General features: G+C 69.1%; 28 protein-coding genes and 1 tRNA gene. 14 read left to right on the top strand and 15 right to left on the bottom strand.

Annotation, left to right across the window (positions count from 1 at the left end; all coding sequences use genetic code 11):
* Window positions 1–151: 151 nt before the first annotated feature.
* The 5 genes from TEF_01660 to TEF_01640 form a co-directional block, all read right to left on the bottom strand.
* Complete coding sequence (locus tag TEF_01660; protein ANK79642.1) at window positions 152–1,831, bottom strand: energy-dependent translational throttle protein EttA; 1,680 nt, start codon at window positions 1,829–1,831, stop codon at window positions 152–154.
* A gap of 89 nt (window positions 1,832–1,920) precedes the next feature.
* Window positions 1,921–2,379 (bottom strand): hypothetical protein, encoded by a 459-nt coding sequence (locus tag TEF_01655; protein ID ANK79641.1) that lies wholly within the window; start codon window positions 2,377–2,379, stop codon window positions 1,921–1,923.
* A 52-nt stretch (window positions 2,380–2,431) separates the two neighbouring features.
* Entirely contained in the window at window positions 2,432–2,944 is a 513-nt protein-coding gene (locus tag TEF_01650) for a hypothetical protein (protein ID ANK79640.1), read from the bottom strand.
* On the bottom strand, window positions 2,941–3,465 hold the full coding sequence (locus TEF_01645; protein ANK79639.1) for a hypothetical protein: 525 nt from the start codon (window positions 3,463–3,465) through the stop codon (window positions 2,941–2,943). Before TEF_01645 ends, TEF_01650 begins: the two co-directional genes overlap by 4 nt.
* A 111-nt stretch (window positions 3,466–3,576) precedes the next feature.
* On the bottom strand, window positions 3,577–4,098 hold the full coding sequence (locus tag TEF_01640) for a hypothetical protein (GenBank protein ANK79638.1): 522 nt from the start codon (window positions 4,096–4,098) through the stop codon (window positions 3,577–3,579).
* Window positions 4,099–4,205: 107 nt separating this feature from the next.
* Between TEF_01640 and TEF_01635 the strand changes: the two genes are divergently transcribed.
* From TEF_01635 to TEF_01615, 5 genes are all read left to right on the top strand, one after another.
* The gene (locus tag TEF_01635; protein ANK79637.1) at window positions 4,206–5,222 is read left to right on the top strand and encodes an agmatinase; all 1,017 of its coding nucleotides are present in this window, start codon (window positions 4,206–4,208) and stop codon (window positions 5,220–5,222) included.
* 125 nt (window positions 5,223–5,347) lie between these two features.
* The gene (locus TEF_01630) at window positions 5,348–5,635 is read left to right on the top strand and encodes a ferritin (GenBank protein ANK79636.1); all 288 of its coding nucleotides are present in this window, start codon (window positions 5,348–5,350) and stop codon (window positions 5,633–5,635) included.
* Between the two features lie 7 nt (window positions 5,636–5,642).
* A complete protein-coding gene (locus TEF_01625) occupies window positions 5,643–6,965 on the top strand; it encodes an MFS transporter permease (protein ANK79635.1) in 1,323 nt (440 codons plus the stop codon).
* Complete coding sequence (locus TEF_01620) at window positions 6,952–7,140, top strand: DUF3012 domain-containing protein (GenBank protein ID ANK79634.1); 189 nt, start codon at window positions 6,952–6,954, stop codon at window positions 7,138–7,140. The genes TEF_01625 and TEF_01620 overlap by 14 nt, the downstream gene beginning before the upstream one ends.
* A gap of 208 nt (window positions 7,141–7,348) precedes the next feature.
* Window positions 7,349–8,236 carry a hypothetical protein gene (locus TEF_01615; protein ANK83210.1) on the top strand — a complete coding sequence of 296 codons (888 nt, stop codon included), beginning with the start codon at window positions 7,349–7,351 and terminating at the stop codon, window positions 8,234–8,236.
* A 312-nt stretch (window positions 8,237–8,548) separates the two neighbouring features.
* Here TEF_01615 and TEF_01610 read toward each other — a convergent pair whose 3' ends face one another.
* Window positions 8,549–10,150 (bottom strand): ATP-dependent acyl-CoA ligase, encoded by a 1,602-nt coding sequence (locus TEF_01610; GenBank protein ANK79633.1) that lies wholly within the window; start codon window positions 10,148–10,150, stop codon window positions 8,549–8,551.
* A gap of 207 nt (window positions 10,151–10,357) precedes the next feature.
* Here TEF_01610 and TEF_01605 point away from each other — a divergent pair, with 207 nt between their 5' ends.
* The 3 genes from TEF_01605 (at window position 10,358) to TEF_01595 (ending at window position 13,092) form a co-directional block, all read left to right on the top strand.
* Window positions 10,358–10,798 carry a hypothetical protein gene (locus tag TEF_01605; protein ID ANK79632.1) on the top strand — a complete coding sequence of 147 codons (441 nt, stop codon included), beginning with the start codon at window positions 10,358–10,360 and terminating at the stop codon, window positions 10,796–10,798.
* 52 nt (window positions 10,799–10,850) lie between these two features.
* Window positions 10,851–11,402, top strand: a complete 552-nt coding sequence (locus TEF_01600; GenBank protein ID ANK79631.1) for a hypothetical protein — start codon at window positions 10,851–10,853, stop codon at window positions 11,400–11,402.
* A gap of 247 nt (window positions 11,403–11,649) precedes the next feature.
* Window positions 11,650–13,092, top strand: coding sequence for a hypothetical protein (locus TEF_01595; GenBank protein ID ANK79630.1), 1,443 nt, complete (start codon window positions 11,650–11,652; stop codon window positions 13,090–13,092).
* Here the strand turns inward: TEF_01595 and TEF_01590 are convergent.
* The 4 genes from TEF_01590 to TEF_01575 form a co-directional block, all read right to left on the bottom strand.
* Entirely contained in the window at window positions 13,074–15,017 is a 1,944-nt protein-coding gene (locus tag TEF_01590) for an acetate--CoA ligase (GenBank protein ANK79629.1), read from the bottom strand. The two genes, TEF_01595 and TEF_01590, sit on opposite strands and share 19 nt — an antisense overlap.
* Window positions 15,018–15,114: 97 nt before the next feature.
* Window positions 15,115–16,566, bottom strand: a complete 1,452-nt coding sequence (locus tag TEF_01585) for a potassium transporter TrkH (protein ANK79628.1) — start codon at window positions 16,564–16,566, stop codon at window positions 15,115–15,117.
* 8 nt (window positions 16,567–16,574) lie between these two features.
* Window positions 16,575–17,000 carry a Co2+/Mg2+ efflux protein ApaG gene (locus TEF_01580; GenBank protein ID ANK79627.1) on the bottom strand — a complete coding sequence of 142 codons (426 nt, stop codon included), beginning with the start codon at window positions 16,998–17,000 and terminating at the stop codon, window positions 16,575–16,577.
* 112 nt (window positions 17,001–17,112) lie between these two features.
* The gene (locus tag TEF_01575) at window positions 17,113–18,072 is read right to left on the bottom strand and encodes a radical SAM protein (protein ANK79626.1); all 960 of its coding nucleotides are present in this window, start codon (window positions 18,070–18,072) and stop codon (window positions 17,113–17,115) included.
* A 310-nt stretch (window positions 18,073–18,382) separates the two neighbouring features.
* Here TEF_01575 and TEF_01570 point away from each other — a divergent pair, with 310 nt between their 5' ends.
* The 3 genes from TEF_01570 (at window position 18,383) to TEF_01560 (ending at window position 19,824) form a co-directional block, all read left to right on the top strand.
* The gene (locus TEF_01570) at window positions 18,383–19,279 is read left to right on the top strand and encodes a hypothetical protein (protein ID ANK79625.1); all 897 of its coding nucleotides are present in this window, start codon (window positions 18,383–18,385) and stop codon (window positions 19,277–19,279) included.
* 201 nt (window positions 19,280–19,480) lie between these two features.
* A tRNA-Gly gene (locus tag TEF_01565) sits at window positions 19,481–19,555 on the top strand.
* Window positions 19,556–19,575: 20 nt separating this feature from the next.
* Window positions 19,576–19,824, top strand: a complete 249-nt coding sequence (locus TEF_01560) for a hypothetical protein (protein ANK79624.1) — start codon at window positions 19,576–19,578, stop codon at window positions 19,822–19,824.
* On the opposite strand, the gene TEF_01555 is transcribed toward TEF_01560, so the two are convergent.
* Both TEF_01555 and TEF_01550 read right to left on the bottom strand, forming a co-directional pair.
* Window positions 19,785–20,297 (bottom strand): RNase III inhibitor, encoded by a 513-nt coding sequence (locus tag TEF_01555; GenBank protein ANK79623.1) that lies wholly within the window; start codon window positions 20,295–20,297, stop codon window positions 19,785–19,787. The genes TEF_01560 and TEF_01555 overlap by 40 nt on opposite strands.
* A 14-nt stretch (window positions 20,298–20,311) precedes the next feature.
* Window positions 20,312–20,539 carry a hypothetical protein gene (locus tag TEF_01550; GenBank protein ANK79622.1) on the bottom strand — a complete coding sequence of 76 codons (228 nt, stop codon included), beginning with the start codon at window positions 20,537–20,539 and terminating at the stop codon, window positions 20,312–20,314.
* Window positions 20,540–20,724: 185 nt separating this feature from the next.
* Between TEF_01550 and TEF_01545 the strand changes: the two genes are divergently transcribed.
* Window positions 20,725–21,069, top strand: a complete 345-nt coding sequence (locus TEF_01545; GenBank protein ANK83209.1) for a hypothetical protein — start codon at window positions 20,725–20,727, stop codon at window positions 21,067–21,069.
* Between the two features lie 445 nt (window positions 21,070–21,514).
* On the opposite strand, the gene TEF_01540 is transcribed toward TEF_01545, so the two are convergent.
* Entirely contained in the window at window positions 21,515–21,814 is a 300-nt protein-coding gene (locus tag TEF_01540; protein ANK83208.1) for a hypothetical protein, read from the bottom strand.
* Between the two features lie 225 nt (window positions 21,815–22,039).
* Here TEF_01540 and TEF_01535 point away from each other — a divergent pair, with 225 nt between their 5' ends.
* The gene (locus TEF_01535) at window positions 22,040–22,333 is read left to right on the top strand and encodes a hypothetical protein (protein ANK79621.1); all 294 of its coding nucleotides are present in this window, start codon (window positions 22,040–22,042) and stop codon (window positions 22,331–22,333) included.
* Window positions 22,334–22,391: 58 nt separating this feature from the next.
* Here the strand turns inward: TEF_01535 and TEF_01530 are convergent, their stop codons facing one another.
* Window positions 22,392–22,853: a tRNA-specific adenosine deaminase gene (locus TEF_01530; protein ID ANK79620.1), complete on the bottom strand. Its 462-nt coding sequence runs from the start codon at window positions 22,851–22,853 to the stop codon at window positions 22,392–22,394.
* Between the two features lie 102 nt (window positions 22,854–22,955).
* Between TEF_01530 and TEF_01525 the strand changes: the two genes are divergently transcribed.
* Complete coding sequence (locus TEF_01525) at window positions 22,956–23,348, top strand: enamine deaminase RidA (GenBank protein ID ANK79619.1); 393 nt, start codon at window positions 22,956–22,958, stop codon at window positions 23,346–23,348.
* A 274-nt stretch (window positions 23,349–23,622) separates the two neighbouring features.
* On the opposite strand, the gene TEF_01520 is transcribed toward TEF_01525, so the two are convergent.
* On the bottom strand, window positions 23,623–25,512 hold the full coding sequence (locus TEF_01520) for a molecular chaperone HtpG (protein ANK79618.1): 1,890 nt from the start codon (window positions 25,510–25,512) through the stop codon (window positions 23,623–23,625).

The following is a 25,512-nucleotide window of genomic DNA, read 5'->3' as shown; positions in this document are numbered from 1 at the left end:
GGGGATCGGTCGCCCACCGGAAGATGTCATCCCCGATGGCGCCAGCGCCACTCGGGGATCGGGCGAAACCGGACGCCGGCATCCTTCCGCCGCCCGATGCCCGCGCGCCTGCGGCGGCGGGCATGACAGGGGCTTCCGCGCGCCGACCGGTCTAGCCGACCAGTTTCTTGTACTTGATCCGGTGCGGCTGGTCGGCGTCGTCGCCGAAGCGGCGCTTCCGGTCGGCCTCGTAGTCCTCGAAATTGCCCTCGAACCACTCGACGTGGCTGTCGCCCTCGAAGGCCAGGATATGGGTGGCGATGCGGTCCAGGAAGAAGCGGTCATGGCTGATGATCAGGGCCGAGCCGGCGAAGCTTTCCAGCGCCTCCTCCAGCGCGCGCAGCGTCTCCACGTCCAGGTCGTTGGTCGGTTCGTCGAGCATCAGTACGTTGGCGCCGGACTTCAGCATCTTGGCGAGATGCACGCGGTTGCGCTCGCCGCCGGAGAGCTGGCCGACCTTCTTCTGCTGGTCGGCGCCCTTGAAGTTGAAGCTGCCGACATAGGCGCGCGAGGGCACGGTGCGCTTGCCCAGCTCGATCACGTCGGTGCCGCCCGAGATTTCCTCCCAGACGTTCTTGCTGTCGTCCAGGCTCTGGCGCGACTGGTCGACATAGCCGAGCTCGACGGTTTCGCCGACCTTGATGGTGCCCGAATCCGGCTCTTCCTGCCCGGCGAGCATGCGGAACAGCGTCGTCTTGCCGGCGCCGTTGGGGCCGATGATGCCGACGATGGCGCCGGGCGGAATCTTCGCCGTGAAGCCGTCGATCAGCAGCTTGTCGCCGAACGCCTTCGAGACGTTCTCGAACTCCACGACATTGCCGCCCAGCCGCGGGCCGGGCGGGATGTAGATCTGCATCTCCGAACGGCGCTTCTCGGTGTCGGCCGACAGCAGCTCCTCATAGGCGGTGACGCGCGCCTTCGACTTGGCCTGGCGCGCGCGGGGGCTCTGGCGGATCCATTCGAGTTCCCGCGACAGCGTGCGCTGACGGGAGGCGTCCTCGCGCTCCTCCTGCCGCAGGCGCTTCTCCTTCTGCTCCAGCCAGCCCGAATAGTTGCCCTGGAAGGGGATGCCCTTGCCGCGGTCGAGCTCCAGGATCCAGCCGGCGACGTTGTCGAGGAAGTAGCGGTCATGGGTGACGGCGACGACGGTGCCGGAATACTCGTCCAGGAACCGCTCCAGCCAGAGCACGCTCTCGGCATCCAGATGGTTGGTCGGCTCGTCGAGCAGCAGCATGTCGGGCTTCGACAGCAGCAGCCGCGCCAAGGCCACGCGGCGGCGCTCGCCGCCCGACAGCTTCGCGACGTCCCCGTCGCCGGGCGGGCAGCGCAGCGCGTCCATGGCGATCTCGACCTCGCGGTCCAGATCCCAAAGGTTCCGGGCGTCGATCTCCTCCTGCAGCTTCCCCTGCTCCTCGATCAGGGCGTTCATCTCGTCGTCGTCCATGGGTTCGGCGAACTTCATGGAGATCTCGTTGTAGCGGTCGAGGATCGCCTGCTTCTCGGCCACCCCGTCCATGACGTTGCCGAGTACGTCCTTCGTCTCGTCCAGCTCCGGCTCCTGGTGCAGATAGCCCACCTTCAGGCCGTCGGCCGCCCAGGCCTCGCCGTTGTACTCGGTGATCTCGCCGGCCATGATCTTCAGCAGCGTCGACTTGCCGGAGCCGTTGACGCCGAGCACGCCGATCTTGGCGCCGGGCAGATAGGACAGGTGGATGTCCTTGAGCACCGTCTTGCCGCCCGGCCAGGTCTTGGTCAGACCCTGCATGGTGTAGACGTACTGATAGTTCGCCATTCGCGCTCTCGTCGTCCTTCGTCGGAAGTTTTCGGGAATTCGGAAGGCCGCGTTTTAACGGAAGGGCCGGGGCGGGGCAATCGGCGCGCTCAGCGCCGGCCGAAATCGCTGACCACCATGATCATGTCGACCGTCTCGCCGTCCGAGGACAGCGGCATGTCCAGGTTCTCGGAGCGCAGATAGCTGCGGTCGCCGGCGGGGGCGACGCCGAGGGTGCGCACCGGTCCGCGCGTCCGCATCGCGGCGGCGGGGCCGGTCGCCAGGATATCGGCGATCTCCGGCGGGTAGAGTTCGTCCCAGTACCGCCCGGTCGAGTCGCGGCCCATCATCTCGGTGACATGAGTGCCGATCAGCCGCCAGCGCAGGCGAAGACGCGGCGCATGCTTCACGTCGATCAGCAGCAGATGCCGCAACAGGAATCCCGGCATCGCCGTGGGGTCCAGATCGCGGCGCGCCGGCATCTCGCGTTCCCCGCGGGCGTTGCGCCAGGCGGCCAGACCGGCCCGGAGCGCGTCGCTGCGGATATCGTCGACAGGCGCGAGCTCCATCCGGAACCAGTTCGGGAAATGGCGGTCTGGAGCGGGAGTCATCGGATCCTCGTCATAACCTGATGGACCGGAGGTCGGTGGCGACCAGAATCTTGTCGACGCGCCGGCCGTCGTCGGAAAGCGGCATGTGGAGGTTTTCCGAGCGCAGATAGCTGCGTTCGTCAACCGGCGCCTGGCCCACGGTGCGTACGGGGCGGCGGTTGGCCAGCACCCAGCGCGGGCCGGTGGTGATGGATGTCAGCGTCCCCGCGTCGTAGATCTCGTCGAACCAGCGCCCGGTCATGTCGCGGCCCAGCATGGTCGTCACATGGGTGCCGATCAGCCGCCAGCGGAAACGCGACTCCGCCCCCTCCCCGGCGTCGACGTCGATCAGCAGGATGTGGGGCAGCAGGGCGCGCGGCGTCTCCGCCGGATCGAAGTCGCGGCGCGCCGGCATCTGCCGCGGTCCGCGCAGCGCCTCCCAGAGCCGCAGGGCCTCGGCCAGGACCGGGCTCACGACCGCCAACTCCGGGTCCAGTTCCACCCGGAAGACCGCCGGCAGCGGCATCGGTTCGGGGCCGCTCATGACTGCTGCCCGTCGGGTGCGGGGCTGTAGAAATGGCAGGCGCCCAGGATCATGTCGACGCGCTCGCCGTCGGACGACAGCGGCATGTCGACCGCCTCCACCAGCAGAAAGGAGCGTTCCTCGCTGGGCGCGCGGGCGCGCGTGAAACAGGGCCGGCGCGTCTCGATCGCAGTCCGCATGCCGCCGACGACCAGTTCCATCTCGCGTTCGTGGTAGATCTCGTCGAACCAGCGCCCGCTCGAATCCCGGCCCATGGCCGTGGTGACATGGGTGCCGAGCAGCCGCCAGCGGAAACGCGGCGACGGGGTCTGGCCGTAGGCGACGTCGACCAGCATCATGTGCGGCAGCAGCCGCCGCGGGGCCTCCACGGGATCGAAGTCCCGCCGGGACGGCATCGGCCGGTCGCCGCGCAGGCGGTCCCACAGGGCGCGCGCCTCCAGCAGCAGCGGACTCTCGACTTCGGACTCCTCGACCGCCACGATCCGGAACGCGCCGGTGCGGCTATCGATGAAACTGTTCATGCTACCCCCGGAAGGCAGACGGCCCCCTGTTCCATGAATCCGCCAAAGCGACCTCGCCGTCAATGGCGGCACGGTGGGCGGTGGGATTCCGGGGCACCATTCCGCAACCGGTCATATGGAACCGGACTGCTGATTCAATCTGGGATTGCGGATGCTGCACAACGTCATGATCATGTCGACGTCCCAGCCGTTCGCGGCGAGCGGCATGTCCACGGCCTCGATCTGGAGGAAGGAGCGTTCGTCCGCCGGCGCCCTGGCGAGCGTGCTCACGGGCCGCCTCGTCTCGATGGCCCGCATGATGCCGGCGGTGACGCCCTCGTACTCGTATTCATTGTACAACTCGTCGAACCAGCGCCCTGTCGCATCCCGGTCCATCGCCTGGGTGATATGGGTTCCGATCAACCGGTAGCGGAAACGCAGCCGGGGCGTCCACACCACATCGGCCAGCAGGATGTGCGGCAGCATTTCCGGCGGCGCCTCGACGGGATCGAAGTTCTTGCGGCCCGGCATGGCGCGCCCGCCGCGGGCGCTTTCCCACCATTCGCGGCCCTGTATGAGTATGGGGTCGGTTACGGACTCGTCGTGATCGTCGAGAATCCTGAAGTCGTCCGGTCTCTCCGCAAAGCCAGGCATGACGACAAACTTCGCCGATTTCGGATCGGACGGAAAGGACCTCGATGATGGCCGGGCGGCGCCGGGGACGCTAGGCTCGGGCGGCGCACGCGAAGGAGAGGTGCCCCATGGATCGCGACAATCTCGAAAGGCTCAGGGCGAAATACGCCGACGCCAGGGGCGGCGACATCTTCGATCCGGAACTGAGGCGGGCGGCTGAGATCGTCTTCGCCGATCCGCAGCGGCGCAAGCCGCCCTATGCGGGCATCCCGACCCTGCTGGACGCGCCGATCGCCGGCAGCCTGGACGGCCTCGACATCGCCCTCATCGGCGTCCCCATGGATCTCGGCGTCACCAACCGCCCCGGCGCACGCTTCGGCCCGCGGGCGGTGCGCGACATCGAACGGATCGGCCCCTATCACCACGTGCTGCGCCGCGCGCCCTTCGCCGAGGCGAAGGTGGCCGACACCGGCGATGTCGACTTCCGCAGCCGCTTCAGCCTGGAGATGTGCATCGAGGACATCGAGGCGCATTACCGCAAGGTCCGCGAGGCAGGCGTGCGGCCGCTCTCGGTGGGCGGCGACCACTCCATCACCTATCCGATCATGAAGGCGCTGGGGGACGGCCGGCCGCTCGGCATGGTCCATATCGACGCCCATTGCGACACCGGCGGCGAGTACGACTATTCCAAGTTCCATCACGGCGGACCGTTCCGTCAGGCGGTGCTGGCGGGCGTGCTGGACCCCGAGCGCACGATCCAGATCGGCATCCGCGGCTCCTCGGAGATCATCTGGGAATTCTCCTGCGACGCCGGCATGACCGTGCTGCACATCGAGGACGTCGCCGAGATGGGACCGGCGGCGGTGATCGAGAAGGCGCGCGAGGTGGTCGGCGGCGGCCCGGTCTATGTCAGCTTCGACGTCGACGGGCTCGATCCGGTCTACGCGCCGGGCACCGGCACGCCGGAGGTCGGCGGCCTGACCCCGCGCGAGGCCCAGGCGATCCTGCGCGGCCTGGACGGGCTCGACATCGTCGGCGGCGACGTGGTCGAGATCGCGCCGCAATACGACCCGTCCACCAATACCGCGCTGACGGGCGGCCAGATGCTGTTCGAGATCCTGACCCTGATGGCCCGGCCCGCCTGAGCGCAGGCCCGCCGGGTACCGAGGTGCGCCATTGTGCGCCAGAGTCCGGCGATCCGGATTGGGCGACACTCCGTACCGGGTCACGCGAGGGGCGGCGGCCCGCGCCACCGACCGGGAGGGAATTCATGTCGAGCGAGAACCTGCACGCACCGCGCGAGCGCCTGTCGAAAGAGACCCTGCACATGCACCACGCCATCGTCTCCCTGATGGAGGAGATGGAGGCGGTCGACTGGTACCGCCAGCGCGCCGACGATTGCGAGGACGAGGCGCTTAAGGAGATCCTGCTCCACAACATGCGCGAGGAGATGGAGCACGCCGCCATGGTCATCGAGTGGATCCGCCGCAACTCCAAGGATTTCGACGCCCATCTGCGGGAATTCCTGTTCAAGGACGGCGAAATCTCGGATCACTGAACCGGTCATGGCCGAAACCGCCGTCCAGCGCGCCTACGCGGTCCTGACGTCGGAGGACGAGGGCCGGGTCTGCCGCGACATCCCCGAAAGCGCCTGCAACGCGCAGCCCGAGAACTTCATGCGCCACGTCATCAGCCTGGCGGCGACCAAGCTGGGCGACGGGCTGATCGATCCGAAGCTGGTGCTGGCCTGGCTGATGGGCGCGCTGGGTGCGCCGGTCTATCTGATCGGCTTCCTGGTGCCGATCCGGGAGGCGGGCGCCCTGCTGCCGCAGCTGTTCGTTTCGGCGAAAATCCGGTCCCTGCCGCAACGCAAGTGGGTCTGGGCCGGCGGCTCGCTGGTCCAGGGCGGCGCGGTGATCGGCATCGGCCTGGCGGCGCTGACGCTGGAGGGCGCTGCCGCGGGCTGGGCCATCGTCGGCCTGCTCACGGTCTTCGCCCTCGCCCGCAGCGCCTGCTCGGTGAGCTACAAGGACGTGCTGGGCAAGACGGTCTCCAAGTCGACGCGCGGCACCGCAACCGGCACGGCCGGCAGCCTCGCCTCCGCCGGGGTGCTGGCCTTCGGGCTGCTGCTGGGCGCGGGCATACTGCCGAAGACGGCCGAGATCATCGCCGTGGTGCTTTTCGTCGCCGGCGGGCTGTGGATCGCCGCCGCCGGCGTCTTCACGACCCTGAAGGAAGAGCCCGGGGCGACCGAGGGCGGCGGCAATCCCTTCCGGGTGGCGATCGAGCAGTTCGGCCTGCTGCGCACGGACGGGCAGCTGGTGCGATTCATCGTCGTCCGGGCGCTGCTGATCGCCACGGCGCTGGCGCCGCCCTATCTGCTGGCGCTGGCCGGTGCGGCCGAGGAATCCGGCGGCCTGGGCGGCCTCGGCCTGTTCCTGATCGCCTCCTCGGCCGCGGCGATCCTGGGTGGCTATGTCTGGGGCCGCGCCTCGGACCGCTCCAGCCGCAAGGTGCTGATCGCCGCCGGACTGCTGGCGGCCCTGGCCTTCGTGCTCGCGGTGCTCCTCGACCGCACCGGCGGGGAGATCGACAAGTCCGGCTGGGTGCTGCCGGCGCTGCTGTTCGTGCTGCAGCTCGCCTATCAGGGCGTGCGGCTGGCGCGGGCGACGCATCTGACCGACATGGCCGGCCGCGACAGCCGCGCGGCCTACACGGCTCTCTCCAATACCATCATCGGCGTGCTATTGCTGGCGGGCGCGGGCGTCGGCTTCCTCGCCTCGGCCTTTGGCGAGGCGGCGGTGCTGGCCCTGTTCGCGGCAATGTGCGTCGCGGCCTCGGTGGTCGCGATCGGCCTTGAGGAGGTGCAACACGATGAGGGCGAATGATCTGGCGAAATGGGGCGCCGCGGCGGCGCTTCTGGCGCTCGTGGCGGCCTGCGAACCCGAGGTCGGCAGCGACGAATGGTGCGCCGGAATGGAGGAGAAGCCGAAGGGCGAGTGGACGCTCAACGAAACCGCCGAGTTCACGAAGAACTGCATCATCAAGATGCCGAAGGAATGACGGCGGCGTCCGGCCGGAGCCGTTGACCGCGGCGCCGGCACACTGCAAGGCGCCACGGGCGCGCCTTGGCGAATCCGCGCGGGAACCCAATTGGAGTCCGATGTCTCTTCTGTCACGCATCGCCGCCCTTCTGACGGGCCTTCTGCTGCTCGCCGCCTGCGCCGAACAGGGCGCCGGCGACGGCCGCGGCGGCGGATCCGAAGCTGCGCTGCCGCCGCTGCTCAACGTGCAGGAGAGCGGCCGCCGCGCGCACCCGCTGATCGGCCGCATCTGGATTCCCGGCGAAGGCCGGGAGGCCAGCGAGGCGGAGCTGGCGCGCCATATCGCCGGCACGCGCTTCGTGCTGATCGGTGAGAAGCACGACAATCCCGATCACCACCGCCTGCAGGCCGGCATCCTGGCCGAGCTGGTGCGCGCCGACCGGCGGCCCGCCGTGGTCTGGGAGATGATCGACTTCACCCGGGAAGACGCGCTGCAGGCCTATCTGGCCCGCCCCGGCGCCGACGCCGCCGGCCTGGGCGACGCCGTCGGCTGGGCGGAATCGGGCTGGCCCGAATGGGAAACCTACCGCCCCATCGCGGAGGTGGCGATGGCCGCCGGCCTGCCGCAGCACGCCGCCAACTTCGACCGCGCCACCGTGGGCCGGCTGATGCGCGACGGGCTGTCGGCCCTGACCGACCCCGTGACCGCACGGCTGCTGCGCCTCGCGCCCTGGAGCCAGCGCGAGGAGACCGCGCTCAACCTCGATCTGGTGGAGGGCCATTGCGGTGTCATGCCCGAACGCATGCTGGCGCCGATGAACCGCATCCAGCGCAGCCGTGACGCCGCCATGGCCGCCGCGCTGCTGCAGGCCGACGCCGGCGACGGCGCGGTGCTGATCGCCGGCAACGGCCATGTCCGCGCCGACCGGGGCGTGCCGATCTATCTCGGCACCAACCCGGACGCGGTGAGCATCGGCCTGATCGAGGCCGTCCCCGGCGAGACCGCGGCCGCCGCCTATGTCGACAACGCCCGCCAGTTCGACTTCGTGATCTTCACCGCCCTGACCCCCAGCCCCGACCGCTGCGCCGGCTTCAGTTTCGGGAAGAAGAAGTAGCGGAGCGCGGACAATCCCGCGCCGCGCGATTTCAGGATCACCCCCTCCCGGCCCGCCGGGGCGGGCCACCCTCCCCCTTCGGGAAGGGGGAGGGTCGGGGTGGGGATGCGTCCGCATGTAGCGGCTTGGCCCACTTCTCGATGTCATGCCCGCCGCCTTCGGCGCGCGGGCATCCGGCCACGGCAGAACGCCGGAGTCCGGCATCGCCCGATCCCCGAGCGCCCCTCCGGCTCGTCGGGGATGACAGAACGGCTTGCGCGCGCCCAGCTGCGCAGCGCCGGCCAGCCGGGCCATCCCCGGCGCGCCACCGGGTCAGCCGATGGCTTCCCGCTTGACCTTGATGCCAGCCTTCTCGCGGTCCCAGGTGTCGGCGGTGATGCCGTCTTCCTTCAGCTTCACCTTCTGCACCTTCTGGGTCGGCGTCTTGGGCAGGTCGTCGACCACGCGGATGAAGCGCGGCAGCATGAAGTGCGCCATACGCGGCTCCAGAAAGCGGAACAGTGCCTCGGCGTCGATGGTCTGGCCGGGCGACGGCGCGACCACGACCATGACCTCGTCCTCGTTGAATTCGCTGGGCACGGGGATCGCCGCGGCCTCGCGCACGGCGGCGAACTGGGTGACCTCCGATTCCACCTCGAAGGACGAGATGTTCTCGCCGCGGCGGCGGATCGCGTCCTTGATGCGGTCGACGAAGAAGAAGTTGCCCTGCTCGTCGTAGCGGAACGCGTCGCCGGTATGGAACCAGCCGTTCCGCCAGGCCTTCGCCGTCGCCTCCGGGTTCTTGTAGTAGCCCGCGTTCATCGCCCAGGGCCGGTCGGTGCGCACGATCAGCTCGCCGACGACGCCGGGCGGCACCTCGCAATCATTGTCGTCGACCACACGCACCTCGACGCCCTCGCGGGACCTGCCGCAGGTGCCCAGCGCCGGCGGATTGGCTTCGGAGACGATGGGGGACGAGATCTCGGTCATGTTGAAGCCGGTGTACATGTCGACGCCGTAGCGCTTGCCCAGCGCCAGCGAGTCCTCGTTCCACGGGATCGTCACGATGGACCGCATCGGGTGATCGCGGTCGCGGTTCGATGGCGGCAGCTTGAGCAGGAACGGGGTCATGGCGCCCACCAGGCAGGTGGCGGTGACCTCGTGGCGGCGCACCGTCTCCCAGAAGCCGTCGGTGCGGAAACCTTCCTCGATCAGCACCGAGCCGCCGTGATGGAGCATGACATAGACGAAGATGGTGCCGCCGACATGGAACAGCGGCAGGTTGACCAGCACCCGGTCCTCGGCGTTCAGGAAATGATAGCTCTCGCAGGACATGGCGTAGGCCTGCAGATAGGGCGAGAGCACCGCCTTCGACGGCCCCGTCGTGCCGGAGGTGAAGATGATGTACTGGCTCTCCCAGGGCGTCACCGGCTCCTCGGCCTCCGCCTCCTCCCCGGGCTGCAGGGCCTCGGCCGGATGCGCCGTCAGGCCGTCGATGGCCGCCGCTTCGCCGCCGACGACGATGGCGTCGGTGAGCCGCGCCCGGTCGATGTCGGCGAGCCGGCCCATGAGCTGGCTGTGGACGACGATCAGCCGGGCGTCGGAGAGCGCCACGACATGCTCCAGCAGGCCGCCGCGATAGCTGGTGTTCACCGGGACATAGACCGCGCCCAGCATGTTCAGCCCGAACCAGGTGAGCAGCGCCTCCCGCCCGTTGGGCAGCCAGGAGAGCACGTGATCGCCGCGCCCGACGCCCAGCGCCCGGAAGCCGGCGGCGGCGCGGCGCGCCCTGGACAACATCTCGGCATAGGTCCACTCCTCGCCGTCCTCGAAGACCGCGTAGACCTTCTCGGGCTGGCGGGCCGCCTGCTTCTTCAGCATCTCCGGCACGACGCAGTCCTCGAAGGCCGGTATGCGTGGATCATGCACCTGCATGGATCGTCCCTCCCCGGAGATCGTTGAAACCCGAGCGTTGCAGCTTTCGCCACGCTTGCCAATGGGGCGGCGGTGACCGGCGGGCCCCGCCCGAATGACCGCTCTGTGATGTCGGCCACGCCCTATTGCCGTTGGCCTTCCTGGCCGCATTGCGCTTCAATGCCGCCGGGGAAGGGTGATCCGGCACAGCCCGCGAGGGAGGACATCATGATGCGGCTTCTGACGATCTGCCTGCTGGCCGGGGCGCTTGCCACGCCCGCCGCCATGGCGGCCGACTACGTGGCGACGGTGAAGACCGTCGAGGGCAGGGTCGAGGTGGAGCGCGGCGGCGACCGCCTGCCGGCGGCCCCGGGCTTCCGCATTGCCGAGAAAGACGTCGTCCACACCGGTCCCGAGGCCACGGCGGGCCTCACCTTCACCGACAATTCGCTGATCGCGCTGGGCCCGTCGAGCAGCTTCGCGGTCGCCGGTTACAGCTTCAACCCCACCACCAATGAAGGCGCGTTCCGCAGCCGGCTGGAGCGCGGGTCGCTGTCGGCGCGGTCGGGCCGGCTGGCCAAGCGCGGGCGCGACCAGATGCTGGTGGAGACGCCGCACACGGTGCTGGCGGTGCGCGGCACGCGCTTCCTGATGCGCGTTGCGGACTGAGGCGGCGGAAGACATGACCATGCACAGAACAGTCATCGCCTTGGCCGCGGCATTGCTGCTGGCCGCCTGCGCCACCGAGGACGAGATCGTCCTGCTGGCCGACGACGACGGCAGCGTCGGCCAGATCGCCGTCAATCCCGGCGGCGAGGAAGTCGTCATCGCCGACGCCTTCCAGCGCGCCCGCGTCGCGAAGGGCGGACAGGCGACGGTGGACCGGACCGACGCCGCCGCGGTCGACCGCGACTACCGGGCTGCGATCGGCGCCATGCCCCGGGCGCCGAAGCAATTCACGCTGCGCTACGAATTCGGCTCCGACGTGCTGGACGCGGATTCGCTGGCGCTGATCCCCCGGATCGCCGCGGCCATCGAGGAACACGCGCCGGCCGACGTGGTGATCGTCGGCCACACCGACACGGTGGGCGAGGACGACTACAACGACGCGCTCTCGCTCCGCCGCGCCGAAGCGGTGCGGGATCAACTCGTCGCCGCCGGCCTGGAGGCCGGCCGCATCGAGATCTGGGGCCGCGGCGAGCGCGAGCCGCTGGAGCCCGGAGAGGACCGCCGCTCCGAACTCAACCGCCGCGCCGAGGTCATCGTCCGCTAGAACAATCCTCGGGGAGGTTGAATCGCCAGTGGAGCTTCGGTGTCATGCCCGCCCCCGTGCGGGCATCCGGTCAAGACCATCGACTTGCGGCGAAGCCGCTCCGGACCCCCGCACAGAGGCGGGGGTGACGCGCCGAGTGAGGGGCCGCTCAATCAAACAGCGCAACCCCCCAGGAAACGAAATTGTCTTCACCGTTTCTTAGCGGGGCGCGGGCTATGGGATTCGACTCCTGGACCCCGAGGCCGGCGTGATCGAACTGGATATCGGCACAATTCAGGTGGTGGCCTTCGCGACCAATCTGGCGACGGCCTACTTCCTGTGGATGCAGCGGCGGCCGCCCGTGCGGTCGGCGGCCATCGCCGCGCGCCTGTGGTCCCTGGGCTTCACGGCGGTCGCCTTCGGCTCCCTGCTGGTGGCGCTGCGCGAGGTCATTCCGGGCTTCGTCTCGGTCGTCGTGAGCGACATGCTGATCGTCGGCGGTTTCGCCACCGCCATCCTCGGCACCCGCGCCTTCCTGTCGCGTCCGGTCACGATCTGGCCGCTGCTGGCGATCGTCGCCGCGGTTGGCCTCGGCGTCGGGTGGTTCTATCTGGGCGATCCGGACGCCCGCATGCGCCTCGCAGTCACCATGTCCGCCGGCGCCGCCCTCTGCTTCTGGCTGGTCGTCTCGCTCCGTCCCTGGAAATCGCGGCGCCAGATCGGCAATGGCAGCCGCATTCCCGCCGCCGGCATCTCCGGCGTCTTCGGAATCGTGCTGACGGTGGTGACGGTCGAGGTCGTCAGCGGCCACCAGTTCGACGAGATTCTCAATCTCTCCGGCCCGGTGGCAACGACTGTCGCGGGTCTCGAGGTCGTTTCCCTGTTCTACGCCCTGTGGGCGCTGAGCCTGCTGACGGGGCGCATGTCGGTCACGCTCCGCGCCGAGGTGCGGCGCCGCGACCGCCTGATCTCGTTGCTGGCGCACGACCTGAAGACGCCCTTCAACAGCCTGGTCGGCGGCACCGAGGCGATGCGCCACCTGGCCCGCATGGGACGGACCGAAAGCGCGCTCGAGATGGCCGACGACATCCACGTCGCCGCCCGCCAGGCCCATGACCTGGTCGACAGCCTGCTGGCCTGGACGCAGAGCCAGCCGCGCGACCTGGAGCGCGAACCCGTGGCGCTGGACGCCGCGGTCGCCGCCGCCCATGCGCCACTGGCCAGCGCCTTCGAGGCCAAGGGCGTGAATTTCGAATCCCCCGGCGGCCGCAGCGACATCGTCGTGCTGGCCCATCCGCTGGGCGTCGAGACCATCGTCCGCAACCTGCTGGCCAATGCGCTGAAGTTCACCCGCGCCGGCGGCACGGTCGGCGTCGATATCGGCCGCAGCGGCGGTCAGGCGCGGCTGGTGATCCGCGACGACGGCGTCGGCATGGCCGGGACCACGCTGGAGAAGGTCAACGCGCCGGATATCCGCTATTCCAGCTCCGGCACCTCGGGCGAGAAGGGCACGGGACTCGGCCTCACCTTCTGCCGCGACCTGGTCGCCTCCTACCGGGGGACCATGACCATCGAGAGCGCGCCCGGCGCCGGCACGTCGGTGACCGTCACCCTGCCGCTGGCCGAGCAGCCGGCGCCTGCCGGACAGCCGCTGGCGTCCGGCGGCGGCGTCGCCGCCGAGGCGGGGGCCGGTCAGTCGCGCCGGTTCTGACGGTTCTCGATCAGGTCTTCGACCACCGCCGGATCGGCCAGCGTCGAGGTGTCCCCCAGGCTGCCGTAATCGTCCTCGGCGATCTTGCGCAGGATGCGGCGCATGATCTTGCCCGAGCGCGTCTTGGGCAGACCCGGCGCCCACTGGATCAGGTCCGGCGAGGCGATCGGGCCGATCTCCTTGCGGACCCACTGCACCAGCTCGCGGCGCAGGTCGTCGCCGGGCGACTCGCCGGCCATCAGCGTGACATAGGCGTAGATGCCCTGACCCTTGAGGTCGTGAGGATAGCCCACCACCGCGGCTTCCGAGACCTTGTCGTGGGCGACCAGGGCGCTCTCCACCTCGGCGGTGCCCATGCGGTGGCCGGAGACGTTGATCACGTCGTCGACGCGGCCGGTGATCCAGAAATAGCCGTCCTCGTCGCGCCGCGCCCCGTCGCCGGTGAAATAGCGCCCCGGATAGGTCGAGAAATAGGTCTGCACGAAGCGCTCGTGGTCGCCGTAGACCGTGCGCATCTGGCCGGGCCAGCTCTCGGTGATGCACAGATTGCCGCTGACCGCGCCGTCGAGCTCCTTGCCGAACTCGTCGACCAGGATCGGCCTGATGCCGAAGAAGGGCCGCGTCGCCGAACCGGGCTTGAGATCGGTGGCGCCCGGCAGCGGGCTGATCAGGATGCCGCCGGTCTCGGTCTGCCACCAGGTGTCGACGATCGGGCAGCGGCCCTCGCCCACGACGTCGTGGTACCAGTTCCAGGCCTCCGGATTGATCGGCTCGCCGACCGTGCCCAGCAGCCTGAGCGACTTGCGCGAAGTCTTCTTCACCGGATCGGGCCCGGCGCCCATCAGGGCGCGGATCGCCGTCGGTGCGGTGTAGAAGATCTGCACGTTGTGCTTGTCGCAGACCTGCCAGAAGCGGGAGACGTCCGGGTAGTTCGGCACGCCCTCGAACATCAGCGTGGTCGCCCCGTTGGCCAGCGGGCCGTAGAGGATGTAGCTGTGCCCCGTCACCCAGCCAACGTCCGCGGTGCACCAGTAGATGTCGCCCGGGCGGTAGTCGAAGACGTATTCATGCGTCATCGAGGTGTAGACCATGTAGCCGCCGGTCGTGTGCATGACGCCCTTCGGCTTGCCGGTCGAACCGGAGGTATAGAGGATGAACAGCGGATCCTCGGCGTTCATCTCCTCGGCCGGGCAGTCGTCGGACTGGCCCTCGACCAGTTCATGGTACCAGACGTCGCGGCCGTCCTTCCAGCCGACATCGCCGCCGGTATGGCGCACGACGACGACATGTTCGACGCCGGGACATTCGGCCAGCGCGGCGTCGGTGTTGGCCTTCAGCGGAATCCGCCGGCCGCCGCGCACGCCCTCGTCGGCGGTGATCACGCAGTTGCTTTCGCAGTCCTGGATGCGCCCGGCCAGCGAGTCCGGCGAGAAGCCGCCGAAGACCACCGAATGGATCGCGCCGATGCGGGCGCAGGCCAGCATGGCCACCGCCGCCTCGATGATCATCGGCATGTAGATCGTCACCCGGTCGCCCTTGCTGACGCCCAGCGCCTTCAGCCCGTTGGCCAGACGGCCGACCCGCGCGTACAGGTCGCGGTAGGTGACGGTCTCGTCGGTGTCGGGCTCGTCCCCCTCCCAGATGATCGCCGGCTGGTCGCCCTTGTCGGCCAGGTGCCGGTCGAGGCAGTTGTAGGCGGCGTTCAGCGTGCCGTCCTCGTACCAGCGGATGTGCAGATCGTCGGCGTCGTAGGAGACGTCGCGGATCTTCGTGTAGTCCCGGAACCAGGTGATGCGGCGTCCCTGTTCGCCCCAGAAGGTCTCCGGATCCTCGATCGAGGCGCGGTACATCTCCTGGTACTTGTCGTTGTCGATCTTGGCCGTCCTGGCCCACTCGTCGGGGACGGGGTGCAGGTCTGCGCTCATGGATCGGGCCTCCCTCGGGCTGTCTTGTTCTGCTTGCGCCGGTTTTCCCGCCGCGCCTGCCACAATGTAAGGCGGCACGGTGCCGCAAGGTCAATGCTCAGGTCCGCCAGAACCGCCGGGTGAACAGCACCAGCACCGTGAACAGCTCCAGCCGGCCGAGCAGCATGCCCGCCGACAGCAGCCACTTCGCCGAATCGGGCAGCGGCTTGAACGTGCCCGCCGGGCCGATGATGTCGCCCAGGCCGGGGCCGACATTGGAGATCGCCGTCGCCGCCCCCGACAGCGCCGTGGTCATGTCCAGGCCCGTCAGGGTCAGCAGGAAGGCGAGCACGCCGAAGACCATGGCGAACAGGAAGAAAAAGCTCATCACCGCGTCGATGACGTGGGTCTCCAGGGGCCGGCCGTTGAAGCGCGGCACCATCACCGCATTGGGCTGGATGAGCTGATGGATCTGCACCCGGGCGCTTTCGAACATCACCCGGAAACGGAAGATCTTGATGCCGCAGGACGTCGAGCCGGCGCAGCCGCCGATGAAGGTGTAGAAGAAGAACAGCACGATCACGGCCCGGCCCCAGCCGCCATAGTCGTCGCTGGCATAGCCCGTGCCGGTGATGATGGAGATCGTGTTGAAGGCGCTCAGCCGCACCGCCTCGAGCTCCCCCCCGGCCAGGCCGCGGACGCCGGAGAGCAGCAGCACCAGCGCCGTCGCCCCGGCGATCGTGGCCAGGAACCAGCGCACCTGGGTATCGCGCCAGAACGCCGCCGGCCGGCCGCGGACGGCCTGGAGATAGAGAATGAAGGGCAGCGAGCCGGCAATCATGAACAGGATGATGATCCATTCCGCGGCGGCGTTGGCGAAGCCCCCGACGGAGCTGTCGGAGGTCGAGAAACCGCCCGTGGCGACCGTGGTCATGGCGTGGGCGATGGCGTCGAAGGCGCTCAGCCCGGCGAACCACAGCGCCCCGGCGCAGGCAATGCTCAGGATCAGGTAGGCGACGGCCGTGGCGGCGGCGATCTGCGCCGCGCGCGGCAGGGCCTTGTCGGACTGTTCGGAGCTTTCCATGCGAAAGAGCTGCATGCCGCCGACCCGGAGCAGCGGCAGCACGGCGATGGCGGTGACGATGATGCCGACGCCGCCCAGCCATTGCAGGATGGCGCGCCAGATCAGGATGCCCGGCGGCGCCCGGTCCAGGCCGACGATCACCGTCGAACCCGTCGTGGTCAGGCCCGACATCGCTTCGAAGAAGGCGTCGGTGTAGGACAGCTTCAGCTCGCACAGCAGGAAGGGCAGCGCCGCGAAGGCCGGCAGCACGAGCCAGACGCTGGTGGTCAGGATGAACGCCTGGCGCATGTCGAGCTGCAGGCCCCGGCTGAAGGTCGCCGTCACCACCGCGCCGCCGGCGAAGACGGTCACCGCGGCCGAAGACAGGAACACCAGATAGTCCCTGTGGCCGTAGGCTAGGTCCACCAGCATGGGCGCCAGCATGGCGAGGCCCAGCAGGACGACCAGCACGCCGTTGATCAGCAGGACCCCCCGCGCGCCCTCCATGACCGGCCCTAGTTCACGGCCCGGTCGCCGCCCGGCAGATCCAGGGAGAAGGCCGGAATCTCGACCAGGAAGCGCTCGCCCTTCCCGTTCACCATCTCGTAGTGGCCGACCATGATTCCGCTCGGCGTCGGCAGGGGACAGCCGCTGGCATAGGTGTGACGCTGGCCGGGCTGCAGGACCGGCTGCTCGCCCACGACGCCGGGGCCTTCCACGATCTCGACGCGGCCGTGTCCGTCGGTGATGCGCCAGTGGCGGTTGAGAAGCTGCACGGTCTCGCCGCCGCCGTTCTCGATGGTGACCTCGTAGGCCCAGACGTGACGGCCGCTCTCGGGGTCGGACTGGCGCGGCAGATAGGCCGGCTTGACGCGCACGGTCACGCCGCGGGTCTCGGCGACGTAACGGCCCTGGCTGTCGAATGTCGGGTCACTGGCCATGCCCGCTATTGAGCATGATTCCGGGGGAACTTGCCAGCCCGTGACCGCTCCCCTCAGGCGGCGCCATGAACGAAGACCGGCGCCTCGAGCGGGCCCGGGCCGGGGACGCCGCTCATGCGCGCGAGCAAGAGCCGCCGCCCAGCACGCAGAACCTGGCGCAATGGGGGTGGTTCAGCTTTACTTCGGCGCGGGCCTCGGCCAGGGTCCGGCCCATCTCCAGGCCGGTCTCGTAGGGCAGCAGGGTGCACGGTGCCACGGTCGCCGAGGGCGCGCCCTTGCGGTGGATGACCATGCGCGAGCTGGCGCACATCATGGACGAGGGCTGCACGTCCAGTATGCCCCAGCAGGCGGTGGTGATCTCCGGCACGTCGGCGGCGGCGTCCATCTCCGGGAACAGCACCAGCCGTTCCGGGTCGCCGGCGTCGAGGCCGATGCCGCGGGCCGCGAGAAAGCGTCCGAATCCTTCGCGCAGACTGTCCTCGGACTCCTTCCAGAATGTCCGGCCGGCGATCGAAAGGCGGAAGCCGTTCGCCGCCAGCCAGTCGAGGCCCGGCAGCATCCGCTCCCATGCCCCGGCCCCGCGCTCCAGATCGTGCAGTTCGCGCGAATAATGGTCGATCGAGACCCGGACATGCAGCCGCTCGCCGAAGCGTTCGCGGAGCGCCAGAAGTTCGCCGGCGCGCTTCATCATCGGCCGCATGGCGTTGGTCAGCACCAGCGCCCGGTAGCCGCGGTCCAGCGCCGATTCGAGCATCGCCATGAAGTCCGGGTTCATGAACGGCTCGCCGCCCGTGAAGCCGATCTCGACGGCGCGGAAATCGCGGTCCAGCTCGTCCAGGAACCGCTCCGCCTCCGCCAGCGGGAGGTATTGCAGCCGGTCGTTGGTGGGGCTGCTCTCGATGTAGCAGTTGACGCATTCGAGATTGCAGAGCGTGCCGGTGTTGAACCAGAGCGTCTGCAGCTCCTCCAGCGCCACCGAGGCGCGGGCCGAACCGTCGGCGGTAACATCGGGATCGCGGAACTTGGCCGGGTCCAGCCCGGGCGCCTTCTGATGGATGGCGGCGTCGGTCATGTTGTCTCCCGTTCGGCGGCGTCTTCCGTTGAAGTCCGGAAGCTTGGCTGCGCCGGCGCGGCTGTCAACTTGCAGCCCCGCCGATTCACGCAGCGGTGAAGCGGCGTTATGAGGGCGCCGGCGCCGCCCGACCCCCTCCCGGCGCGTGCCGCGCCGACCTCCCCCTGATCCCAGGGGGAGGCAATGATCTCACAGTTCGCCGGTTCGTTCCCCCTCTCCCTCGTGAGGGGGAGGGCCGGGGAGGGGGTGAAAGACGAGGGCCGCGGAATCGGCGCTTGCCGGACGGGCGGGGCGGTGGCAAAGGCGGCGCATGACCGCCACCCCCGCCTTCACCGCCGAGGACGCCCGCCGCCGGCGTCTCGCCATCCTGGCCATGATCGGCGCCAGCGCGCTGATCGCGGTGACCTCCCTGATCGCCAAGGCGCTGGGCCTGGGCGCAGAGGGGACCGGGCTGCACCCCTTCCAGGTCAGCGCCGCGCGCTTCGTCTTCGGCTTCGTGACGGTGGCCGGCTTCGCGCTCTGGCTCAGGCCGGACTTCCGCGGCGCGGCCTGGCCGGTTCATGCCGGGCGGACGGCGGCCGGCTGGCTCGGCGCGACCTGCCTGTTCGCCGCCGCCGCGCGCATGCCGCTGGCCGACGCCACGGCGATCAGCTTTCTCAGCCCCGTGGTCACCATGGGACTGGCGATCCTGTTCCTGGGCGAGCGCGTCGGACCCTGGCGCTGGCTGGCGGTGGCCGTGGCGCTGACCGGCGCGCTGGTGCTGATCCGGCCGGGCACGGCGGCCTATCAGCCGGCGGCGGCGATCGCCCTGGGGGCGGCGGTATTCATGGGCCTCGAGGCGATCATGATCAAACGCCTCTCCGACCGGGAGCCGCCGATCCGCATTCTGCTGATCAACAACTGTCTCGGCGCCTGCATCGCCGGCACGGCCGCCGCCTTCGTCTGGCGCGCGCCGACGCCGGAGCAATGGCCACTGCTGGTGCTGATCGGCGTCGCCATGGTGGGGGCGCAGAGCCTGTTCATCCAGGCCATGAAGCGCGGCGCGGCCAGCCACGTGATCCCGGCCTTCTACTCGACGCTTGTCTTCGCCAGCCTCTACGACTTCGCCGTCTTCGGCGACGTCCCCGACGCGCTGGCCGTCGCCGGCGCGGCGCTCATCGTCGCCGGCGTGGTGCTCTTGCTGTTGAGACAGCAGGCCAGGAAGTGAACGAGGGCGCGCGGGGGATGGCGGGGCCGGCCCGCGCGCCTTCTGGCTGCTTCTTTGGGCCGCCCCCCTGATTCCAGGGGGAGGATGATTTCACCGAGATTGCTCGCCCCCACTCGCGGGGGAGAAGGGATCGGCGTGGCGCCGGCGGCGCCAACCAACCGCTTGCCAGCCGGGCCGGGCGGGTCTAGGAATCGGGACCATGCGGGTGTAGCTCAGTGGTAGAGCTTCAGCTTCCCAAGCTGAGAGTCGTGGGTTCGATTCCCATCACCCGCTCCAGAATTCCGCGAGGTCGCGCCATGACCGATGCCGGCACGGCGGAAACCGTCCCCCTCCGCCTGCAATCGACCGTCACCTGTCCGGCCTGCGGCGCGCGGGCGACCGAGACCATGCCCGAGGACGCCTGCATCTGGTTCCGGGAATGCCCGGCCTGCGGCGATCTCCACCGGCCGAAGCCGGGCGACTGCTGCGTCTATTGCAGCCATGGCGACACGCCCTGCCCGCCCGTTCAGTTGGGGAACGGCTGCTGCGCGTCCAGCACCCGCTGACAGACCGCCGCCGTCGGCCCGTCGAAGCAGCAGAAGATGACGTGCGCCGGCCGCGCCCGCACCGTCAGCACGACCTCCACGGCGATTTCGGTCGCCTGTTCCAGCGGATAGCCGTAGACGCCCGTCGAGATGGCGGGAAAGGCAATGGAGGCGAGGCCGTGTTCCGTGGCCAGCGCCAGGCTGTTGCGGTAGCAGGCGGCGAGCAGGCCGGGCTCCCCGGCCGCCCCGCCACGCCAGACCGGCCCGACGGTGTGGATGACGTGGCGCGCGGGCAGGCCATAGCCCTTCGTGATCCGCGCCTCCCCCGTGGGACAGCCGCCCAGCGCGCGGCATTCCTCGAGCAGCTCCGGCCCCGCCGCGCGGTGGATCGCGCCGTCGACCCCGCCACCGCCCAGCAGGCTCTCGTTGGCGGCGTTGACGATGGCGTCGACCGACAGCGCCGTGATGTCCCCGGTGACGACTTCGGTCTGCATCCCGCGCGGCGCCCTCAGACGCCCTCTTCGTCCGGGTGCATCAGCCGGTGCAGCGGGGCGATGAAATAGCGGACATAGGCGTCGTCCACATTGGCCTGGCTGCGCCCGCGCCAGGCCTTCAGCGCCGCGTCGTAGGTGGCGAAGACGCCGACCACGTCGGTCTTGTCGGGCTCCGCCAGCACGTTCTCGCGCGGATCGACCAGCGCGCCGCCGAAGACCAGATAGAGATCCTGCCTGCTCATGTCGCCGCTCCCTCGTTGACGCCGGGTTCATCCGCCATTCAGCCGCGAGGCTTAGCGGATCGGGGCCGTGACCGTACAGGGGCAAGTTGCGCCGCGCACTACCCGGATACGGTCATTGGACACATATCAGTGCCGAGAATGGCAAGGAAACGGAGAGAACGACAATGAAAACGGCCATCCGCACCATGTTCCTGAGTACGGCCATCGCCATGATGGCCGTGCCCATGATCGCCGCGCCGGCCATGGCGCAGCCGGGCCACTGCCCGCCCGGCCTGGCCAAGAAGAACAACGGCTGCATGCCGCCGGGCCTCGCCAAGAAGCGCTACGCGATCGGCGAGCGCCTGCCCGACGGCGTGCGCTACGTGCCGGTCTACGACCATGGCCGCTACGGCCTGCGCGATCCGGCCGAGGGCCTGATCTACGCCCGGGTCGACGGCGACCTGCTGCTGATCGCCGAAGCGACCAAGCGCGTCATCGACGCCGTGGTGGCCGTGGATGCGGCGACGCGCGGCGCGGGCGACCGGGATTGAGGCGCCGCGCCGTCCCGCTGTGACCGTCCGAATCCGGGCGGTGACAGAGCTGGGGCAAGTGGCGGCGGGGGGTTCCCGCCGCCGGCCGCAGGGGTCAGATTAGGAACAACGGGACGCGAAACGGCGTCGCAACCAGGGAGACCGACAATGAAGACCGCGATCCGGACAAGGCTTGCCAGCACCGCCCTGCTGATGATTGTCGCCGCGGCCGGCGGCCTCGTTTCCCATCTCGCCGGCCACGGTCACCCTGCAGCAGGCCACGGCTGAGGCAGCAGGGGCGAAAGTCAGGCCGGCACAAGAACAACAACAGGATCCGGCCGAACCCACTGGGCCGCAACGTACAAGAGCAACAACAAGCGAAGCTCGGCCCACCCGATCCCGGCGGCAACCCCGCCGGGATTTTTTTCGTTCCGCCGCCTGGATCCGGGCGGCGCGCGCCTTGCGGCTACTCGACCACCTTCCAGCGCTTGGTGTCGAAGACCCGGAGCACCGTGGCGAGGTCGTGGCCGCGCTTCAGCACCCGGCCGTCGCGGCCCACCACCTGGAACATGCCCTGGCGGCGCGCCAGTTTCGGGCGCTTGACGATGCGGTAGAGCGGCGCTTCCGAACTGCGCTGGTAGACGGCGAAGACGCAGACGTCGCGGTCATGGCCGATGGCGTAGTCGCGCCAGTCGCCGCTGGCGACCATCTGGCCGTAGAGGTCGAGGATGAGGCCGAGTTCCCGTCGGTCGAAGAAGACGTCCATCCTGGCGCCCGGCGCGGCGGCCTGTCCCCGCCGGGCGCCGGAACTGTAGTCATCCAGACTGACCACCTCGCCCATGTCGCACCTCCGTCGCTGTGTGACGGAATGATGGCATGCTCATCCGCGCGATGAAAGGATGGAGGGCAACGGCGGTCTTGGTGCACGCGGCGATGCGGGTGCGCGGCACCAGTCATGCCGGCGTCCCGCAAATTCATGTAGTCTCGAATAATGTTGTTCTTCATGGACCTTGTGATCTGGCTTTTCGTGCTGGGCGGCGTAATCGGCGCCGCCGTGATCGCCGGCCACGGAAATCGGTTTGTAATCTGGAACAACATGTGGACGCCGGCTTCGATGGACCGGTTCCTGCGCGAGGAGATCGAAGACGCAACGGTTTCGCCAGAACGCGCGGCCTGGGAACGAGAACGAAATCAACGGCATGCCCGCACCCGCTTGGTGACGAGCGTCTACCTGATCATCCATTTCATCGCCAGTTTCGGGCTTCTGGCGTGGCGCTACGGTTGAATCCCGGCGCCGCCCCCTGGCCGGCCCGACCATCCCCGGCCCAACCTCAGGGGCGGTTTCAGAGTCGCTTCTGCTGGAAGAACCGGCGCAGCAGTTCCGCGGCGCGGGCCTCGTCGATGCCGGGATAGACTTCCGGCGCATGGTGGCAGGTGGGCTGCTGGAAGAAGCGCACGCCGTTCTCCACCGCGCCGCCCTTCCCGTCCGCGGCGCCGTAATAGAGCCGGCGGATGCGGGCGTGGCTGATGGCGCCGGCGCACATGGCGCAGGGCTCCAGCGTGACGTAGAGGTCGCACTCGGTCAGACGATACCCGCCGAGCGCCTGTCCGGCCTGGCGGAGCGCCAGGATCTCGGCATGGCCCGTCGGATCGTTGCGCCCGACCGTCTGGTTGCCGGCGCGGCCGACGATGCGCTCCGTCGGGTGGTGCACAACGACCGCCCCAACCGGCACCTCGCCCCGCAGCAGCGCCGCGCCTGCCGCGTCCAGCGCATGGGCCATGAAACTGGGCTTCTCGAAATCCATGCGGATATTCAACGTGCTGGCGCGCGGCGGCGCAATCGGCTTGTCCGCCGCCCCGGCTTCCGCCCAGACTGGCGGCGCAAACGAACGAAGGGGAGAGCGACCATGAGCAAGGAAATCCTGACCCATCCCGTCATCCAGGAGATCGTCGACAAGGGCCGCGTGCCGCTGTCGCTGGCGACCCGCGGCGGCGGGCTGATCTTCGTCGGCGGTCTGCCGCCGCTGAACCTGGACACGGGCAAGCTGGTCACCGGCAATATCGAGGAGCAGACGACCGCCTCCCTGAACGCGATAAAGACCGTGCTGGAGGCCAACGGCTCCGACATGTCGAAGATCATGAAGACCACGGTCTTCGCGGTGAACGCCGGCATGTTCGACCGGGTGAACGACGCCTACCGCGCGTTCTTCCCCAGCGAGCCGCCGGCGCGGACCTTCGTCACCGTCGGCTCCTGGCCCTGGCCCTTCGACATCGAGATCGAGGCCATCGCGCTGGCATAGGTGAGCCGCCAGGACATTGAGGCAATTGGCGTCCCCGCATGATGTCACCCCCGCCACCGTGCGGGAGTCCGGAGCGGCTTCGCCGCAAGTCGTTCGATCGCCCGGATGCCCGCACATTGGCGGGCATGACACCGGGGGCAGAAGGCGGGCGGGCCCCTCCTCACAAACGTTGTCATCCCGGCCGCAGCGCAGCGGAGAGCCGGGACCCCGTGCGACGGGAGTCAGAAGGCGCGCCGGTCGGCCGGTCCATCCCCGGCGCGCCGACTGAACCGCTCTACAGCCCCCGCACCATGAAGTCGGCCATGCGCCGGCTGAAGGCGGCCGGGTCGGCGATGGGCTCGCCCTCGATGATCAGCGCCTGGTCGAGCAGCAGTTCCGAGGCCTCGGTCAGAGCGTCGTCGACGCCGCCTTCCCGGATCCGCTCGGCCAGGCGGCGGATCAGGGGATGGCGCGGATTGATCTCCATGATGCGCTTCGAGGCCTGGTCGACCTGCTTGTGGGCCTTCAGCACCCGCTCCAGCCGAAGGTCCATGTCGAACTCGTCGGCGACCAGACAGACCGGACTTTCCTGCAGGCGGCCGGATTCGCGGACATCCTTCACCTTCTCGCCCAGCGCCTGCTTGATGCCGGCGATCAGGGTCGCGAGCTCGGTCTGGCCGGGCTTGTCGGCCTTGTCCTCTTCTTCGGACGTCTCCGTCTCGCCGCCGGCGATCTTCGACAGGTCGGCGCCGCCGCGGGTGACCGAGCGGAAGGGCTTTTCATTGTAGGCGGGCCGCACCGACAGCCAGAAGTCGTCGACCGGATCGGTCAGCAGCAGCACCTCGACGCCCTTGGCGCGGAAGCCCTCGAGCTGCGGGCTCTTGCGGGCCTGCTCCAGGTCCTCGGCGGTGATGTAGTAGATCGCCTCCTGCTCCGGCTTCATGCGGGCGACGTACTCGTCGAGCCCGACCAGCCCCTCGCCCGCCGTGGAGTGGAAGCGGGAAAGCTCGAGGATGCGCTCGCCGACCTCCTGATCCTCGTAGATGCCCTCTTTCAGGACCGCACCGAAGGTCTCCCAGAACTTCGCGAAACCTTCCGGATCGTTCTTCGCCTTGCGCTCAAGCTCGGTCAGCACCCGCTTGACGATCTGGCCGCGCATGTGGCGCAGCAGCGGCTCGTTCTGCAGCATCTCGCGGCTGACGTTGAGCGGCAGGTCTTCCGAATCGACGACGCCGCGCAGGAAGCGCATGTAGCTGGGGGCCAGCTCCTCGGCCTCGTCGGTGATGAAGACGCGCTTGACGTAGAGCTTCACCCGGTGCTTGCGGTCGGGGTGGAACAGGTCGAAGGGCCGCTCGCTCGGCACGAACAGCAGCAGGCGGTATTCGACCTTGCCCTCGACATGGGCGTGAATGGTCAGCCACGGCGCGTCGAAGCCGCCGCCGACATGGTGGTAGAATTCCGTGTAGTCCTGTTCGGTGATCTCCGACTTCGGACGGGTCCAGATCGCGGACGCCTTGTTGACCGGCTCGTCGGCGTCGTCGGCCATCTCGTCGCCGCCGGCGTGGATGGTGATGGGCCAGGCGATGTGGTCGGAATAGGTCTCGACGATCCGGCGCAACCGGTCGGGGTCCAGGAACTCCTTCTGGGCCTCGGCGATCTTCAGGGTCACGTCGGAGCCGTGGCCGGCGCGCTCCGCGTCCTCGATGGTGTAGGCGCCCGAGCCGTCGCTCTTCCAGCGCCAGGCCGTGTCCTCGCCGGCGCGGCGGGTCAGCACCTCGACCCCGTCGGCGACCATGAAGGCGGAATAGAAGCCGACGCCGAACTGGCCGATGACGGAAAGATCCGCGGACTTGCCGCCCTCGAGCTGCTCCAGGAAGGCGGTCGAGCCCGACTTGGCGATGGTGCCCAGGTTCTCGATCAGCTCGTCCCGGGTCATGCCGACGCCGTTGTCGCAAACCGTCAGCGTGCCCGCCTCCCGGTCGACGGCGATGCGGATGCGGAAAGGCTCGGCGCCCTCGGTGAGCGACGGCTCGGCGATGGCCAGGTAGCGCAGCCGCTCGCAGGCGTCGGAGGCGTTGGAGATCAGCTCGCGGAGGAAGATCTCCTTCTCCGAGTAGAGCGCGTTGGTAACGATATGCAGAAGCCTGGTGACTTCCGCCTGGAACTGGAAGTTTTCGGCCGTCAT

The organism is Rhizobiales bacterium NRL2, assembly GCA_001664005.1.
GTDB lineage: Bacteria > Pseudomonadota > Alphaproteobacteria > Minwuiales > Minwuiaceae > Minwuia.
This window is presented reverse-complemented; position numbering and strand designations above follow the sequence as displayed.